This window comes from Amycolatopsis sp. N2S4-7, from assembly GCF_058119595.1.
This window is the reverse complement of the sequence record NZ_CP172299.1, coordinates 2,527,654-2,543,374: the sequence shown is the minus strand read 5'-3', so window position 1 is coordinate 2,543,374 and position 15,721 is coordinate 2,527,654. Positions and strand designations below refer to the sequence as shown.

General features: G+C 73.0%; 17 protein-coding genes. 14 read left to right on the top strand and 3 right to left on the bottom strand.

What is annotated here, in order from left to right; genetic code table 11:
* The first annotated feature begins 114 nt into the window (after positions 1 to 114).
* Genes ACH54P_RS11710 through ACH54P_RS11675 form a run of 8 tightly spaced genes read left to right on the top strand, consistent with a single transcriptional unit; the run spans position 115 to position 8,763 of the window.
* Positions 115 to 1,113, top strand: coding sequence for an amidohydrolase family protein (locus ACH54P_RS11710; protein ID WP_489912392.1), 999 nt, complete (start codon positions 115 to 117; stop codon positions 1,111 to 1,113).
* Positions 1,110 to 1,895: an alpha/beta fold hydrolase gene (locus ACH54P_RS11705; protein WP_489912391.1), complete on the top strand. Its 786-nt coding sequence runs from the start codon at positions 1,110 to 1,112 to the stop codon at positions 1,893 to 1,895. The genes ACH54P_RS11710 and ACH54P_RS11705 overlap by 4 nt, the downstream gene beginning before the upstream one ends.
* A complete protein-coding gene (locus tag ACH54P_RS11700; protein ID WP_489912390.1) occupies positions 1,892 to 2,761 on the top strand; it encodes an FAD binding domain-containing protein in 870 nt (289 codons plus the stop codon). Before ACH54P_RS11705 ends, ACH54P_RS11700 begins: the two co-directional genes overlap by 4 nt.
* On the top strand, positions 2,754 to 3,236 hold the full coding sequence (locus ACH54P_RS11695; protein ID WP_489912389.1) for a (2Fe-2S)-binding protein: 483 nt from the start codon (positions 2,754 to 2,756) through the stop codon (positions 3,234 to 3,236). The genes ACH54P_RS11700 and ACH54P_RS11695 overlap by 8 nt, the downstream gene beginning before the upstream one ends.
* Positions 3,229 to 5,562, top strand: coding sequence for a xanthine dehydrogenase family protein molybdopterin-binding subunit (locus ACH54P_RS11690; RefSeq protein ID WP_489912388.1), 2,334 nt, complete (start codon positions 3,229 to 3,231; stop codon positions 5,560 to 5,562). Before ACH54P_RS11695 ends, ACH54P_RS11690 begins: the two co-directional genes overlap by 8 nt.
* Positions 5,562 to 6,191, top strand: a complete 630-nt coding sequence (locus ACH54P_RS11685) for an SRPBCC family protein (protein WP_489912387.1) — start codon at positions 5,562 to 5,564, stop codon at positions 6,189 to 6,191. The genes ACH54P_RS11690 and ACH54P_RS11685 overlap by 1 nt, the downstream gene beginning before the upstream one ends.
* Positions 6,192 to 6,195: 4 nt before the next feature.
* Positions 6,196 to 7,533, top strand: coding sequence for a uracil-xanthine permease family protein (locus ACH54P_RS11680; protein WP_489912386.1), 1,338 nt, complete (start codon positions 6,196 to 6,198; stop codon positions 7,531 to 7,533).
* Positions 7,534 to 7,575: 42 nt separating this feature from the next.
* Entirely contained in the window at positions 7,576 to 8,763 is a 1,188-nt protein-coding gene (locus ACH54P_RS11675) for an MFS transporter (protein WP_489912385.1), read from the top strand.
* Between the two features lie 128 nt (positions 8,764 to 8,891).
* Here ACH54P_RS11675 and ACH54P_RS11670 read toward each other — a convergent pair whose 3' ends face one another.
* The gene (locus ACH54P_RS11670; RefSeq protein ID WP_489912384.1) at positions 8,892 to 9,905 is read right to left on the bottom strand and encodes a cation diffusion facilitator family transporter; all 1,014 of its coding nucleotides are present in this window, start codon (positions 9,903 to 9,905) and stop codon (positions 8,892 to 8,894) included.
* A 54-nt stretch (positions 9,906 to 9,959) separates the two neighbouring features.
* Between ACH54P_RS11670 and ACH54P_RS11665 the strand changes: the two genes are divergently transcribed.
* From ACH54P_RS11665 to ACH54P_RS11655, 3 genes are all read left to right on the top strand, one after another.
* Positions 9,960 to 10,319: an ArsR/SmtB family transcription factor gene (locus ACH54P_RS11665; RefSeq protein WP_489912383.1), complete on the top strand. Its 360-nt coding sequence runs from the start codon at positions 9,960 to 9,962 to the stop codon at positions 10,317 to 10,319.
* A gap of 129 nt (positions 10,320 to 10,448) precedes the next feature.
* Positions 10,449 to 10,607 carry a hypothetical protein gene (locus tag ACH54P_RS11660; protein ID WP_489912382.1) on the top strand — a complete coding sequence of 53 codons (159 nt, stop codon included), beginning with the start codon at positions 10,449 to 10,451 and terminating at the stop codon, positions 10,605 to 10,607.
* 66 nt (positions 10,608 to 10,673) lie between these two features.
* On the top strand, positions 10,674 to 12,182 hold the full coding sequence (locus tag ACH54P_RS11655; protein WP_489912381.1) for a hypothetical protein: 1,509 nt from the start codon (positions 10,674 to 10,676) through the stop codon (positions 12,180 to 12,182).
* Here the strand turns inward: ACH54P_RS11655 and ACH54P_RS11650 are convergent.
* A complete protein-coding gene (locus tag ACH54P_RS11650) occupies positions 12,175 to 12,984 on the bottom strand; it encodes a MerR family transcriptional regulator (RefSeq protein ID WP_489912380.1) in 810 nt (269 codons plus the stop codon). The two genes, ACH54P_RS11655 and ACH54P_RS11650, sit on opposite strands and share 8 nt — an antisense overlap.
* A 7-nt stretch (positions 12,985 to 12,991) precedes the next feature.
* Positions 12,992 to 14,269: an amidase family protein gene (locus ACH54P_RS11645; protein WP_489912379.1), complete on the bottom strand. Its 1,278-nt coding sequence runs from the start codon at positions 14,267 to 14,269 to the stop codon at positions 12,992 to 12,994.
* A 100-nt stretch (positions 14,270 to 14,369) separates the two neighbouring features.
* Between ACH54P_RS11645 and ACH54P_RS11640 the strand changes: the two genes are divergently transcribed.
* The 3 genes from ACH54P_RS11640 to ACH54P_RS11630 all read left to right on the top strand — a co-directional run bounded on the left by ACH54P_RS11640 (position 14,370) and on the right by ACH54P_RS11630 (position 15,719).
* On the top strand, positions 14,370 to 14,948 hold the full coding sequence (locus tag ACH54P_RS11640) for a TIGR03086 family metal-binding protein (protein WP_489912378.1): 579 nt from the start codon (positions 14,370 to 14,372) through the stop codon (positions 14,946 to 14,948).
* 88 nt (positions 14,949 to 15,036) lie between these two features.
* Positions 15,037 to 15,222, top strand: a complete 186-nt coding sequence (locus tag ACH54P_RS11635) for a hypothetical protein (RefSeq protein ID WP_489912377.1) — start codon at positions 15,037 to 15,039, stop codon at positions 15,220 to 15,222.
* Positions 15,223 to 15,272: 50 nt separating this feature from the next.
* Positions 15,273 to 15,719 (top strand): nitroreductase family deazaflavin-dependent oxidoreductase, encoded by a 447-nt coding sequence (locus tag ACH54P_RS11630; protein ID WP_489912376.1) that lies wholly within the window; start codon positions 15,273 to 15,275, stop codon positions 15,717 to 15,719.
* The last annotated feature ends 2 nt before the right edge of the window (positions 15,720 to 15,721 follow it).

Below are 15,721 nucleotides of genomic sequence, written 5' to 3'. Positions count from 1 at the left end.
CCGCGGGAAGCGAGCCCCGGGCTGTCAGTTCTCCTTACGCCTGCTGCCAGGAAAGCGCGCTGGTCCGCGGGGCGACACCGACTTAGCGTCGGGACACCAACCCGACCGGTGGAGGTGAGTCGGACGGAAGTCCTCGACACGCACGCGCACATCGTGCCCCGCTCGCTGCTGTCCGCGCTGGAACAGGCCCCCGTGGCGGGGTTCTCGGCGCGGCGCACCGAGCAGGGCTGGGTGGTGGCGGTGCCCGGCACCGGCGACACCCGGCCGATCGGCGCGCGGATGACCGAGGCCGCCCCGCGCGCGGCCTGGCAGCGGCAGGCCGGCGTCACGCGGCAGATCCTTTCGCCGTGGCTGGACATCCAGTCGGCGCCGCTGAACCCGGCGCGGGCCCGTGACTGGGCGCGCACGGTCAACGACGCGATGGCCGAGTCGGCCGACGGCAGTGTCGCCCTGGCCTCGGTGGCCGTCGACGACGGCGACCAGGCCGCCGACGACCTCCTCGAAGCCTGGAAGCGACCCGAGTTCGCCGGGGTGCTCCTCAACACCGACCCGCCCGCGGGCCCGGCGCCGCACGAGCCGGCGTTCGATCCACTGTGGACGCTGGCGGCGGCCGAGGGCATCCCGGTGGTGCTGCACCCGCCGACGTGCGGGCCGTCCGGGGACCTCGCCTCGCTGGGCACCATGGGCAACGTCCACGGCAGGCTGATCGACAACACCGTCGCGGTCACCAAGATCATCCTGGCCGGTGTCCTCGACCGCCACCCCGGCCTGCGGCTGGTCCTGGTGCACGGCGGGGGTTTCCTGCCGTACCAGGCCGGTCGCCTCGACGGCGGCTACCGCACCAAGGAAGCCTTCGCCGGCGCACTCGAGCGCGAGAAGCCCTCCGCGTACCTCGGCGACTTCCACTACGACACGGTCGGGCTGTCCGGCCCGTCGATCGCCTTCCTCGCCGGGCTCGTCGGCCCCGAGCGGGTCCTGCTCGGCAGCGACTACCCGTTCGCGCTCGGCGACCCCGATCCGGTGCGGACCGTCCGCGAGAGCGGCCTCGACGACACCGCCGTCGCCGGCATCCTGCACGCCAACGCCGAACCGCTCTTCCGGAGGCCCGCATGACCCCCACCGCCGGGCCACTGGCCGTCCGCCGCCGCGGCGCGGGCGAGCCACTGGTCATGCTCCACCCGCTGGCCCTGTCCGGTGAGCTCTGGACCCCGCTGGCCGAAGGGCTGGCCGACGAGTTCCAGGTCTTCGCCCCCGACCTGCGCGGCCACGGCGACAGCGCGTGGGACGGCAAGCCGTTCAGCATCGAGGACCTCGCCGACGACGTCGCGCGGACCCTCGACGCGCTCGACCTGCCTTCGGCGAACCTGCTCGGCCTGTCCATGGGCGGCAGCGTCGCGGTGAACTTCGCGGGGCGCTTCCCCGAGCGCGTCCGCTCGCTCGTGCTGGCCGACACCACGGCCTGGTACGGCGAAGACGCCGTCACCGCCTGGGCCGAGCGCGCGGAGAAGGCCGTCGCCGTGCCGCGGGCGAAGCAGGTCGCCTTCCAGCTGGACCGCTGGTTCTCCCCGGAGTTCCGCGACCGGCACCCGGAGGAGGCCGACCGCGTCGTCAAGATCTTCCTGCGCACCAACAGCGAAGCCCACGCGGCGGCGTCGATCGCCATGGGCGCCATGGACTCCCGGCCGCTGCTGCCCGCGGTCACCGCGCCGACGCTGGTGCTGGTCGGGCGGCACGACTACGCGACCCCGCCGTCGATGGCCCGCGCGCTCGCCGACGGCATCGGCGGCGCCGAGCTCGAGATCCTGCCCGACCTGCGGCACCTGTCGCTCATCGAAAGCCCGTTGCTCGCCGGCCGCGTCCGGCAGCACCTGCGCCGTGTCACGGAGACCCGATGAAACCCGCCCGCTTCACCTACCACGCGCCCCGCGAGCTCGACGAAGCCCTGGAGCTGCTGCGCGAGCACGGCGACGAGGCCAAGGTCCTCGCCGGCGGCCAGAGCCTGATGCCGATGCTCAACTTCCGCCTGGCCCACATCGAGCACCTCGTCGACATCAACCGGCTCGGCGAGCGGTTCGCCACCCCGGAGTTCGGCGAGCGGACGATCACGATCCCCGCCCTGGTCCGGCAGCGGCAGCTCGAACGCTCGCCCGAGGCCGCGCGGCTGCTGCCGGTGCTCACCGAGGCCCTGCACCAGGTCGCCCACCCGCAGATCCGCAACCGTGGCACGGTCTGCGGCAGCCTGGCCCACGCCGACCCGGCCGCCGAGCTGCCGAGCGTGCTCACCGTGCTGGACGCGCAGTTCACGCTCGCCTCGGCCCGCGGCGTCCGGACCGTGTCCGCGGCCGACTTCTTCCTGTTCCACCTCACCACCGCGCTCGAGCCGGACGAACTGCTGCTGGAGGTGAGCGTTCCGCGGCCGGGGGCGAACCGGTTCTCCGCGTTCCGCGAGTTCGCCACCCGGCGCGGGGACTTCGCGCTGGCCGGCGTCGCCGTGGTGTGCGAAGTGGACGACGGCGTCGTCACGGCGTGCCGGATCGCGGCGGCCGGCGTGGCGCCGACCCCGCAACGGCTCACCGACACCGAGCTGCTCGTCATCGGGCAGCCCCTTGGACCCGACCTGGGCGCGGCTGCTGAGGCCACCGCCCGCGCCCAGGTCGACCCGACCGGCGACATCCACGCGAGCGCCGAGTACCGCGCCCGGCTCACCGGCGTGCTGGTCAAGCGCGCGCTCGCCGACATCACGGAGAAAGCCCATGCCTGAGCCCCGTCACCGAGTCCGAGGCACCGTGAACGGCGAGGCGTTCGACGAGTCCGTCGACGCGCGCCTGACCCTGGCCGACTTCCTGCGCGAGAAGCTGCGGCTGACCGGCACCCACCTCGGCTGCGAACACGGCGCCTGCGGGGCGTGCACGGTGATCGTCGACGGCGCCGCGACGCGCTCGTGCCTGATGCTGGCCGTGCAGGCCGACGGCGCGGCGCTCGAGACCGTCGAAGGCCTGGCCGCCGACGGCGAACTGGCCCCGCTGCAGCGGGCGTTCAAGCGCAACCACGCCCTGCAGTGCGGGTTCTGCACGCCGGGGTTCCTGATGAGCGTGACGGCCGCGCTGCGGGAGGACACCGTCCGCGACGAGGCACAGGCGCGCGAGGTGCTGAGCGGGAACATCTGCCGCTGCACCGGCTACTCCGGGCTCGTCCAGTCCGTTTTGGACGTCGCGAAGGGACGGACCGATGCCTGACGCGATGATCGGCGCCCGGCTCCCGCGCCGCGAAGACGAGCGGCTGCTCACCGGCCGCGGGCGGTACCTCGACGACCTCGACCTGCCGGACGCCCTCGCGGCGGCGTTCCTGCGCTCGCCGCACGCCCACGCCCGGATCACGGCGTTCGACGCGACGGCGGCCCGCGCGCTCCCCGGCGTCGTCGCGGTGTTCTCCGGCGCGGACCTGATGGAGATCCAGAAACCCCTGGCGCCCAAGGTGCAGCACCCGGAGCTGCGCGACTACCCGCGGCTGCCGATGCCGCCGGAGGAGCTGCACTACGTCGGCGAGGCCCTCGCCGTCGTCGTCGCGGAGTCGCGGTACATCGCCGAGGACGCCCTCGAACTGATCGAAGTCGACTACGAGGTGCTGCCCGCGGTCGGCTCCACCGCCGCCGCGCTGCGGCCCGGCGGCCCGCTGGCGCACAGCGGCGACGAGTCCAACGTCGCCGTGGTCCTCACCCAGAGCGCCGGCGACGCGGCGGAGGCCCTGCGCACCGCGCCGCACACGCTGAGCGAGGAGTTCTACCAGATGCGCGGCGGCGGCCACTCGATGGAACCGCGGGCCGTGGCCGCGCGCTTCGAGCCGGCGACGGGGCAGCTGACCATCTGGGACACCACCCAGTCCCCGCACTACGCGCGCCAGCAGCTGTCGATGATCTACGAGATGGCCGAGGACGACCTGCGCGTCATCGCCCCGCCGGACGTCGGCGGCGGCTTCGGCCCCAAGGCCCAGTTCTACGGCGAAGAAGTCGTGATCCCGTGGGTCGCGAAGAAGCTGCGTCGCGCGGTGAAGTGGGTCGAGGACCGGCAGGAGAACTTCGTCTCGGCGATGATGGAACGCTCGCAGACGCACCGGGTCGAGGTCGGCTTCGACGAGGACGGGCGGCTCCTGGCGGTCCGGGACGTCATCGAGCACGACCAGGGCGCGTACTGCGCCGGGCTGCAGGTCCCGTCGATCACGACGTCGACGGTGCCCGGCCCGTACAAGGTGCCGAACATCGCGATCGAGCTGCGGGCCTGCTACACCAACATGGTCCCGACGTCGTCGGTGCGCGGGGCGGGCCGTCCGCAGGCGGTGTTCGTGATGGAACGCATGATCGACCGGATCGCGGCGCACCTCGGCCTCGACCCCGCCGAGGTCCGGCGGCGGAACCTGATCCAGGCCGACGAGTTCCCGTACCGCGTCGGCATCATGTTCCGCGACGGCAGCCCGCTCACCTACGACAGCGGGAACTTCCCGGCGCTGCTGGAAGGCGCGCTCGACCGCATCGGGTACGACGAAGCCCGCCGCGAGCAGGCCCGCCTGCGCGAGGAAGGCCGGTACCTCGGCATCGGGCTCGCGGTGTACGTCGAAGGCTGCGGTCTCGGCCCGTACGAAGGCGCGAAGATCCGCGTCACCAACCGCGGCCGGATCCTGGTGACGCTCGCCGCGGCCGGGCAGGGGCAGGGCTACGAGACGATCTACGCCCAGATCGCCGCCGACGGCCTCGGCCTCGACATGGACCACATCGACGTCACCACCGGCGACACCGCCCGGATCCCGTTCGGCCAGGGCACGTTCGCCTCCCGCATCACGGCCACCTGCGGGCCCGCGGTGTTCGACGCGGCGAAGCAGATGCGGGCCCGGCTGCTCGACACGGCGGCGGTGCTGCTCGGCTGCGATCCGTCCGAAGTGGACTTCGACGGCGACCGCGCCTGCCTGGGCGGCGACCGCGAGAAGTCGGTTTCCCTGCAGCAGCTCGCGCAGGTCGCCAACATCGGCAAGCACGGCATCACGCTGCCCCGCGGGATCACCGCCGGGCTCGAAACGGCCAGCTACTTCTCGCCGGAGCGGGCCGCGTACGCCAGTGGCGCGCACGCGGCGCTGGTCGAGGTCGACCCGGAGACCGGCGGGATCACCATCCTCAAGTACGTCATCGGCCACGACTGCGGGAACGTCGTCAACCCGCTGCTCGTCGACGGCCAGGTGCTCGGCGGGTTCGCGCACGGCCTCGGCAACGCGATGTACGAAGAGGCCGTCTACGACGACGAGGCGACCCCGCAGGCCACGAGCTACCTCGACTACGCGCTGGTGTCCTCGGCCGAGGTGCCGCCGGTCGAGCTGTTCCACATCCAGACCCCCAGCCCGCTCAACCCGCTCGGCGTGAAGGGCGCGGGGGAGGGCGGCACCGTCCCGCCGCCCGCCGCGATCGCCAACGCCGTCGAGGACGCGCTTCGCCCGCTGGGCGCCCGCGTGACCCGGGCGCCGGTCACGCCGGCCCGCATCGTCGACGCCCTGGTCGCCGCCGAAGGAAAGGCCCCCTGATGCTCATCGAGAACTCCTTCGAGGTCGCCGCCGACCCCGACGAGGTCTACCGCTTCCTGCAGGACGCCCACAACGTCGCCGCGTGCTTCCCCGGCGCCGAGCTCACCGAAGACCTCGGCGACGACTCGTACCAGGGCAAGGTGAAGATCAAGGTCGGCCCGGTGACCGCGGCCTACCAGGGCGTGGCGAAGGTCGTCGAGCGCGACGCCGTCGCCCGCACCGCGGTGCTGGAGGCCGACGGCAAGGACACGCGCGGCTCCGGAACGGCCAAGGCCCGGGCGACCATGCGCGTGACGCCGTCCGGCGAAGGCGCGAACGTCGTGCTGGCGACCGACCTGACGATCTCGGGCAAGCTCGCCCAGTTCGGCCGCGGCATCATGGCCGACGTCTCCGGCCGGATGGTCGGCGAGCTCGCGTCCCGGGTGCGGCAACGCATCGAGCACGGCGACGAGCCCGTGGCCGCCGCGGCCGAAGCGCCGCCGGGAGCCGTGACGTCCGGAGCCGCGACGCCCGTGGCCGCGCCGCCGCGGGAGGAAGCCCCGCCGATGAAGGCGTCCGTGCTGGTCCGGATCGTGCTCGCCGGGATCCTCGAACGCTGGGCCGCCCGGCTCCGCCGTTCCGTCCGCTGAGCCCATGGCCACTCGTATCGACGTGCCGGCGCCGTCCGGACCGGTGCCCGTCTTCGACGTCGGCATCGACGACAAGGTCCGCCTCGGCAGCGCCGTCGGGCTCGGGATCCAGAACATCCTCGGCATGGCGGGCCTGCTGATCTTCCCCGCGCTGATCGGCACGGCGTTCAAGCTGTCCGCCGCGGACACCGCCTACCTCTACGGCGTCACGTTCATGACGTCCGGGCTGGTGGTGGTGCTGCAGTCGGTGCTGCTGCTGCGGCTGCCGATCATCCAGGGGCCGTACGCGGGTTCGCTGGCCGCGCTGCTGGCCGTCGGGCACGGCCGGGGCGGGCTCGGCGCCGCGTTCGGGTCGATGGTGGTCGCCGGGCTGATCTGGTGCGTGCTCGCGATCCCGCTCAAGCGGTTCGGCCCGGTCGGGTACCTGGCCCGGTTCGTGCGGGACCCGGTCATCTCCGGCGTCCTCGTGCTCATCCTGGCCACCCAGCTGACCAGCACGGCGTTGCCGAACTGGCTGGGCACGCCGGGCGGTCCCGGGTTCCCGTGGGTGAACCTGCTCGCCGGCGGGGTCGCCGCGGCGCTGGTCATCGCGTTGACGCTGCTGCCCAAGGGAACCCTGCTGCGCCGCGGCGCGGTGCTGGTCGCGGTGGTCGCCGGGACGGTCGTCTACTCGTTCCTCGCCCCGACGAACTTCGGCGCGGTGGGGGCGCACCTCGACGTCACGGTGCCACGGATCTTCCCGTTCGGCTTCGCGGTGCAGGGCGACCTCGTGCTGATCTTCTTCATCACGCTGCTGCCGGCGGTCGCCGAGAGCATCGCCACCTACGACATCGTCGCCGGCTGGGGCGGGCAGGAGCTGTCCGGGCACCGGGTGTCCCAGGGCGTGTTCGGGGAGGTGCTCGGCAGCACCGTCGGCGCGGTGTTCGGCGGCCTGTCCACGCTGGCCTACCCGGACAACATCGGCCTGCTGCGCGTGACGAAGGTCGGCTCGCGGTACGTCACGCTCGCCACCGGCGTGATCCTGCTGGTGCTGGGCGGCCTCGGGCCGTTCGACCGGCTGCTGCAGGCGGTGCCGCTGCCGGTGCTGGCGGCGGCCGGGACGGTGCTGTTCGGGGTGCTGTTCGCCAGCGCGATCGACGTCCTCTCGGGCGTGCACTGGTCCCGCGACAACCTGATGCTCGCCGGCTTCCCGTTCATCACGGCGATCGGTGGCCTGTTCGTGCCGGCGCCGGCGCTGAAGGCGATGCCGATGCTCGTCCAGCTCGTCCTGGGCCAGCCGCTGATCCTCGGCACCGTGCTGCTGGTGGTGCTGAAGGTCGCGTTCGGTCTGCGCCGGACCTAAACCGTCCGGCGGTCCCGCGCGTGGACACCCGGGGTGATGCGAGTGGCGGGGTTCGGTGACGCGCTGCGCGTCCGGGAGTTCCGGGCGCTGTGGCTGGCCGAGGGGCTGTCGGTGTGCGGCGACCAGGTGGCGAGGGTCGCGCTGGCGCTGCTGGTCTTCGCGCGGACGAACTCGGCGGCGCTGACCGCGCTGACGTACGCGCTGACGTTCGTCCCGGCCGTCCTCGGCGGGGTGCTGCTGTCCGGGCTGGCCGACCGGTACCCGCGGCGGGCGGTCGTCGTCGCGACCGACGTCGTCCGCGGCCTCCTCGCCGCCGCGATGGCCGTGCCGGGGCTGCCGTTGTGGCTGCTGTGGGGCCTGATCGGGGTGCTGACCCTGGCGTCCGCGCCGTTCAAGGCCGCGCAGCTGGCCCTGCTGCCGGACGTCTTGCCGGGACCGCTGTTCCAGGCCGGCATGGGCCTGCGGCAGATCACCATCCAGGCGGTGCAGGTCGCCGGGTTCGGCCTCGGCGGCGTCCTGGTGACGGCGACCGGGCCGGTGCTCGCGCTGCTGGTCAACGCGGCGACGTTCCTGGCGAGCGCGGCGGTCGTCCTGGTGTTCGTGCGGGCCCGCCCGGCGGCCCGGGCCTCTCGGGTGGCCGGGCCTCCGGCGAAGACGGGGCCGGTGCTGGTCGCGGTGTACGTGTTCGCCGCGATGATCGGCTTCCTCGTCGTCCCGGAGGGGCTGGCGGCGCCGTACGCGTCGGCGGCCGGCGTGGGTTCGCTGGGCGTCGGCTTCCTGATGGCGGCCGACCCCGTCGGCAGCGTCCTCGGCGGCTGGTGGGCGGCCCGGACGGCGGCGCGGCCGCGGGCGGCACCCCGATCGGTGGCGGTCCCGGCGGCGCTGGCCGGGCTGCCGCTGCTGGTGTGCCCGCTGCTGCCGGGTCCCTGGTGGGCGGTCGGGTTCTGGGCCGTGTCGGGCGGGTTGTCGACGGTCTACCTCATCCACCTGCAGGCGGCGGTGGTCGGCCTGGTCCCGGACGACCGCCGCGGCACGGTCATGGGCCGGCTCAGCACGTGCCTGTACAGCTCCCAAGGCGTCGCGATCGTCGGCGCGGGCCTGCTGGCGGAACAGGTGGGCCCGACGGTGGCGGTCGCGGTGTCCGGCGGCCTGGCCACCCTGACGGCCCTGACGGCGACCGCGGTCTGGCGCGCCACGGCCCGCCAGGCGACCCTCGCCCCGGCAAGCTAGCGAGATCCGCTCGCAATCACGCGAGATCGGCCCCCAGTCACGCGAGTCGCGCGCCCAATCACGCGTGATGCCTCGCCAGTCACGCGCGATGCCTCGCCAGTCACGCGTGATGCCCCTCGCGGGCCGGGCTACCGGTGGTGGGCCAAGGTCTCGTGGGCCCGCTCGGCCCCCGTCGCCGGTTCGGTGTGGACCACCACCGCGGCCAGGCGGGGGATCGTGTGCAGCAGCCGGTGCTCCACGTCGTGGGCGAGCGCGTGGGCCTTCGTGACCGTCAGGTCCGCCGCCACCGTCACCGCCAGTTCGGCCCGCAGGTGGTGGCCGATCCAGCGCATCCGCAGGTCCCGGGCGTCCAGCACGCCGTCGACGTCGCGGGCGGCGCGCTCGGCCAGCTCGACCGACGCCGGGTCGACGGCGTCCAGCAGCCGCCGGAAGACCTCCTTCGCGGCGTCGCGCAGGACGAACAGGATCGCGACGGTGATGCCGAGCCCGACGATCGGGTCCGCCGCGGGGAAGCCGAACGCGACGCCCGCCGCGCCCGCGACAACCGCCAGTGACGTGAAGCCGTCCGTGCGGGCGTGCAGGCCGTCGGCGACCAGGGCGGCCGAGCCGATCTCGCGGCCGACCGTGATCCGGTACCGCGCGACGAGCTCGTTGCCCGCGAAGCCGATCACGCCGGCCGCCGCGACCACCCACGGGTGGCCGACGGGGTGCGGATCGAGCAGCCGCAGCACGGACTCGTACCCGACGATCGCCGCCGAAGCCGCGACAACCAGCACGACAACCACCCCGGCCAGGTCCTCGGCCCGCCCGAGGCCGTAGGTGTAGCGGCGCGTCGCCGCGCGGCGGCCGAGCAGGAACGCGATGCCGAGCGGGACGGCGGTCAGCGCGTCGGCGAAGTTGTGGATCGTGTCGCCCAGCAGCGCCACCGACCCGGTGAGCAGCACGAGCACCAGCTGCGCGACGGCGGTGACGAACAGCGCGGCGAACGACCACACCAGCGCCCGCATCCCGCGCCGGCTGGTTTCGAGGGCGTGGTCGACGCGGTCGGCGCTGTCGTGGCTGTGCGGGGTCAGCGCGTGGCGGACCCGCTGCCGGAAGGAAGCCCGGTGCCCGTGCCCGTGTCCGTGGTGTTCGTCGGCCATGGAAGGAGTCTACCTGCGCAGGCACGCAGATACGCAAATAGTAAGGTAGCCGGCATGCACGCGTCGCTTCCGGACTTCGACATGCCCACCGAAGAGCAGGTCCACCTGGCCGCGGAGTCGTTCCGGCTGCTGGCCGACCCGACCCGGATCAAGGTGCTCTGGGCGCTGCTGCAGGGCGAGTCCTCGGTGGCCTGCCTGGCCGAACTGGCCGGCGCGGCCCCGACGGCGGTCAGCCAGCACCTGGCGAAACTCCGCCTGGCGGGCCTGGTGAAGGGCCGCCGCGAAGGCACGTTCGTCTACTACTCGGCGGCCGACAACCACGTGCGCGGCCTGCTGGCCCAGGCGCTGCACCACGCCGATCACCTGGACCACGACCTCCCGTCCGAGCACGCGCACCGCCCGCGCGTGGAGTGACGGGGACGCAATTCGGCCGGCCGGGTTCGGCCTGTCCGCTATGGGTGAATGGACACTTTCCGGTCAATTCGTGAATGCGGCCGGATTCGTTGGCGTTCCGCGGTTCCACCGGTCTAGGTTCTCTGAACCATGGACACGCGCGTTGCGAATGGCGAAGAGCTACCGACGCTCCAGTTCGCCGAGGTGACTCCTTTTTTGACGATCACCGTGCTGGAGTGCGTCGGCGACGAGCCCGATGTCGCTTTCCGGTCGCTGGCGCGGTTCCTGCGCAAGACCGCGGACGAATGAGGACGTGCGGACTCGGTCCGGATCCGGGCCGAGAGCACGGTCGGCATTCATGACTCCATCGAGGACGTGGGCGTCCTCGGTGAAGTGGGCTTCGACAACCTCTACGGGATCGCCCGTGAGGTGATCCGTCCCCCGGACTGGGCCGACAAGGATTCCGGGTTCGCCGACGTGTCCAACCAGCTGACCATCGCCGTGCGGCGGCGCCGGCTGGTCGCGGTGTGCACCGGCATCACCAGTGACGCCAAGCTCGCGAAATGGATCCAGCGGCAGGCGGCGCCCTTCCGCTATCTTCCGGCCGACGTGCTGACGAACACCTTCCGGGGTGACGGACGGATGCTGTGGACCCGCGGGATGCATCGCCGCCGGACGACCAAGCCGGACAGCAAGGCCGTCGGGGGACTTCGTGTCCAGGACACCCTCAACGCGATCGAAGACAGCACATTCGCCTTGACCGCCGTGAAGGTCGTCTACCTCCCTGATGACGACAAGGCCGTTCTCCGTGACCTTCTCACGGTGTCCGCCGACAAATCGCGCCTGTCCTGGAAGCGGACGTCTTATTTTCCGATGTTCCTCGCGGCGGCCGGGGAAGCTCTCGACCTCCTCGAGAAGGCGTTGGTCGCGGACGACGATCCGCAGCCGCCCTTCGTCGAACTCGCTGTTCGTGAAACAGATCTGAATCGGGTCCGGGGTGCGTTCGACGTCATGGTCGCAGATCCGGATCAGGTCCGTGGGGAACCGGATGCCGACGAAGATCGCGTCGAGCGCGCAGAACTGCTCCGCTCTGCCGTGATCGAAGTGCGGGGTGCGGAAGACTCGGCCACTGCTGAGGTGGATGTCGGATTCGGCGACGCCGTCGCGGGAACGCTCGTGATCAAGCCGGTTGGCGCCGGCGGTTCCGTCAGCCTCGACGTGCGGTACCAGGGCGATCCCTCCGCCGAGCCCATCGCCCGGCAGATCAGGGACGCGGTGGCCGAGGGCGACGTGCTGACCGTGTACTACGAGTCGGGTCACGCGTTCACCGGTCATCAGGTCTTCCGGCAGCCGTTGGTGACCACTCCTTTCCCGAATTTCGCATTCAAGGACTTCGCGGGGTTCGGGGTCAACAAGGAGAAGCCGGCGGTCCGCGGCGACCAGGCGATCCACGACGCCATCGCCCGCCACGGCGACAACTCCCTTTTCGCGTGGGTCGTCCGCGAGTACGCACGGGGCTGGTTGCTCTGCGACGACGGCGCCGGCGAGGTCGCGGACTTCCTCCACCTCGCCGGGGACGGCACGCTGACCGCGGTTCACGTCAAGGCGGCGAGCAACCTCAGGACGAGCCGTCGCATCAGTGCGAAATTCGTCGAACAGCTGCGTGAGCGTTCGGCGACCGGCCGGACCAAGATCGTGATCGTTCAGCCGCATCTCCTGAAAGCCACGCATGACGAGGCACGCGCAGCGGTGGAGGAAGGGCGAACGAACCGGGACACCTGCAGCCTTGCCCTCCTCGACAACCTGTTGCACAGCACCAGGCGAACGGTGACCGCGCTGTGGGACGACCTGACCGTGATCGGCTGCGAACAGTGCCCTAGCTGATCGGCTCCTGCAGCTCGGTCACCCACTCCGCCGGGTCCGCCGGGCAGTCCAGGTACAGCTCCCGCTGCGGCCCGGCCGAGCGGTGGCCGTGGTCGTCGATCCAGCGGACCACCTCCTGCCACGCCGGCAGGACGTCGTCGATCGGGCCGCGGTGGACCAGCGTTGCCGCGCGGGCCGGGGGGAGGTCCGCCACCGCCAGGCCGTTGAGGTCCCCGGTTCCGGCCGACGCCGGGATCGCCGCGTGCACGACAACCTCGTCCTCCGCCCGCTGCTCGTAGTAGCAGGTCAGCCGCCCGGTGGGCGTGACGTCGGCGGCGGGCAGGCGGCGGCCCAGCTCCGCGCACAGCGGGCGGACGACCGGGCCGATCGCCTCCGGCGCGAACCCCGCCGCGATCCCGGTCAGCTCGACCACCCGCATCGCGGGCAGCTCCTTGACCACGACGTCGTGGGCTGGCGGGCGGCCCTCGGCCTCGATCGTCCGCAGCCGGGCCTCGACGCGCGCCAGCCTCGCCGCGTCCTCGGCCAGCGCGGCCGCCAGCTCCGCGCGGCGCAGGGTGAGCATGCCGCGCACCCGCTCGACCGGTACCTCCTCCGCCAGCAGCGTGGCCACCTGGTCGAGGGTGAACCCGAGGTCCTTGAGCGCGACGATCCGGTTGAGCCGCGCCAGCTGGCCCGCGGTGTAGCCGCGGTAGCCGGTCGCCGGGTCGACGCGCGCGGGGCGCAGCAGCCCGATCGCGTCGTAGTGGCGCAGCATCCGCACGGACACCCGGCCGTGGCGCGCGAAGTCGCCGATCGAGAACACCGCCCGATCATTCCCCAGGCGCGGTGAACCCGCCGACGACGCCGGCGGCGAGTTCCGCGAACGTGAGCGCGGTGTCGTCCTCGCGCGCGGGCCCGACAACCTGCAGCCCGACCGGCAGCGCACCCCCGGCCGGCGCGCTCACCGCCGGCAACCCCGGCAGCGACGCCTGCGCGATCCAGAACACCTGGTCGTCGTAGCGGTGCCGGTCCTCGTGCCGGAACGCCGTCGTGAACACCGTCGGGCAGAGAAAGACGTCGACGTCCCGGAAGTACCGGTCCCACGCCGCCGCCAGCGTCGCCCGGCGTCGCTCCTGTTCTTCCGCGCCGGCCGGTACACGACCTTCCTGCGCCGCGAAGAACCACTCGACCTGGAAGCCGAACGCCTCCGCCTGGACGACCGGGTCGACGCCGTCCGGCCAGCCCCGGCGGATCCGGACGCCGGCGCGGGCGAGCGCGTCGACGGCGTCCGACAGGACCTCGCCGACCTCGCCGGTCACCGGGCAGGCCGGGTCGTCGAGCACGACGCCGGCGCGGAAGCCCGCGAGCCGGGACCGGCGGGCCGGCGCGAGCTCCCGCTCACCGGTGACGCTCAGCGCGAGCCGCAGGTCGGCGGCCGAGCGGGCCAGGGGACCGACGGCCGACGGGAACTCCCGGGCGGGCTCGGCGGGCGGCCCGGGCGGCTGGAAACCCCGCAGCGGCACGGTTCCCGGCGTGGGCTTGAGCCCGTAGACGCCGCAGTAGGCCGCCGGGATCCGGATCGAGCCGGCCAGGTCCGAGCCGTACTCCAGAAAGGACAGTCCGGCCGCGAGCGCCGCCGCGGCGCCGCCGCTCGAGCCACCCGGCGTCCGCGCGGGGTCGTGCGGGTTGACCGTCCGCCCGTAGACCGGGTTGACGGTCTGCCCGAAGTCGGCGAGCAGGTGGTGGACGTTCGACTTGCCCACGACGATCGCCCCCGCGTCCCGCAGGCGTTCGACCACCGCCGCGTCCCGGTCCGCGACGCGGTCCGCGAAAGCCGGCTCGCCCCAGGTCGTGGCCATCCCGGCCACGGCGAAGGCGTCCTTGACCGTCATCGGGACGCCGTGCAGCGGCCCGACGTCGGCGCCGCGCGCGACCGCCCGATCGGCCGCCGAAGCGGCTTCCAGCGCGAAGCCGCGCCGGGTCGCGACGACGGCGTTGACGTCGGAGGCGTCGATGCGGGCGAAGAGCTCTTCGGTCAGTTCGCGGGCCGAAAGCGTGCCGCGGCGGATGCCGGCGGCCACCTCGGTGGCGGTGCGGAGGGACGTCATGCGTCCGGACTACGCCCTGACACGGTGTCAGGGTCAACTGTCGAGTCCGGCCGGGCCCGTTCGTCCTCGAGGCAACGGATCGCCTCGACCAAGGAGTGAAATGGACACGATGGACTTGTTCCGGCGCGCGCAGGACGGCTTCGACGCGGTGCTGGCCGCGGTGCGCCCCGGCCAGTGGGAGACGCCTTCGGCGTGCACGGAGTGGTCGGTGCGGGACGTCGCCGGGCACGTCGTCTGGGGTCAGCACCAGCTGCGTGCCTGGGCGACCGGCGAGGACTACGGCGAGACCGCGGGCGCGCCGGGGGCACCGCACCCGGCGGTGCTGGCCGGGCCGGATCCCCTCGCGGCGTGGCGGGCCGCGGCCGTGCCGACGCTGACCGGGGACGAGCTGCGCCGCCCGGTCTCGCTCCCCGGCCTCGGCGAGATCCCTCTCGAGGGCGTCGTCACGCTGCTGATCACCGACCTCGTCGCGCACCGCTGGGACATCGGCTCGGTCCTCGGCCAGGACGTCCGCCTCGAACCGGAGCTGATCGCGGTCGCCTTCGGCTGGGCCCGCGCGCACGTCGTGCGCCGGCCGGGGTTCTTCGGACCGGAGCTCGTCCCGCCCGCGGAAGCGGACGAGCAGACGCGGCTGCTGGCCTTCCTCGGCCGCCGGGCGTGGGCGCCGGTGCCCGCCTGAGGGGTTTCCGCCGCCCGCCGGAGCGGGTAGCCGGAAGGGATCGCCGTCCGGCACGCGGACGGCGCAAGCGTGGCGGAGGGAAAGACCGATGCCGATCGCAGCAGCTCGCCTCACCGCACCCCCGGTGCCGCCGGAGGCGATCCCACCCGATCCCGTGGTCCCGGACCCGGCGACGCCCGGCCCGGGTCCGGACCGGCCGATCCCGGAGCCGGAGAGCACGCCCGTGCCGGACCCCTTGCCGCCGGAGCCGAAGCCGGGTCCCGACCGCCAGTAAATATGAAACTCTGATCGTATGAGTTTCATATGATCTGATACGGTCGAGGCATGACAACAGCACAGACCTACCGGCGGATGGTCAACGCCGGGAACAAGCTCGTCGTGGGGCTGCATCGGCTCGGCGTCGCCTTCGGCCCGATGCAGCTGCTCACCGTCGCGGGACGCCGCACCGGCGTCCCGCGCACGTTCCCCATCGCGGTGGTCCCGATCGACGGTGCCCGCTACATCGTCCAGGCCTATCCGAAGGCGGCCTGGGTCGCGAACGCGCGGGCCGCGGGCGACGTGACGCTCACCCGCGGCCGACGTTCGTCGGCCGCCCGGCTGGCCGAGCTCCCGGTGCCGGAGCGGGGCCCGATCCTGCGCAAGCTGGTCGAGAACAGCCCGGCGAGCGTGGGGAAGCGGTTCGTGACGACCGGCCTCGCGGACGGGGCAACGCCGGACGCGGTCGCCGCGGCGGCGGCCCGCATCGCGGTCTTCCGCGTCGATCCGGCCTGAAA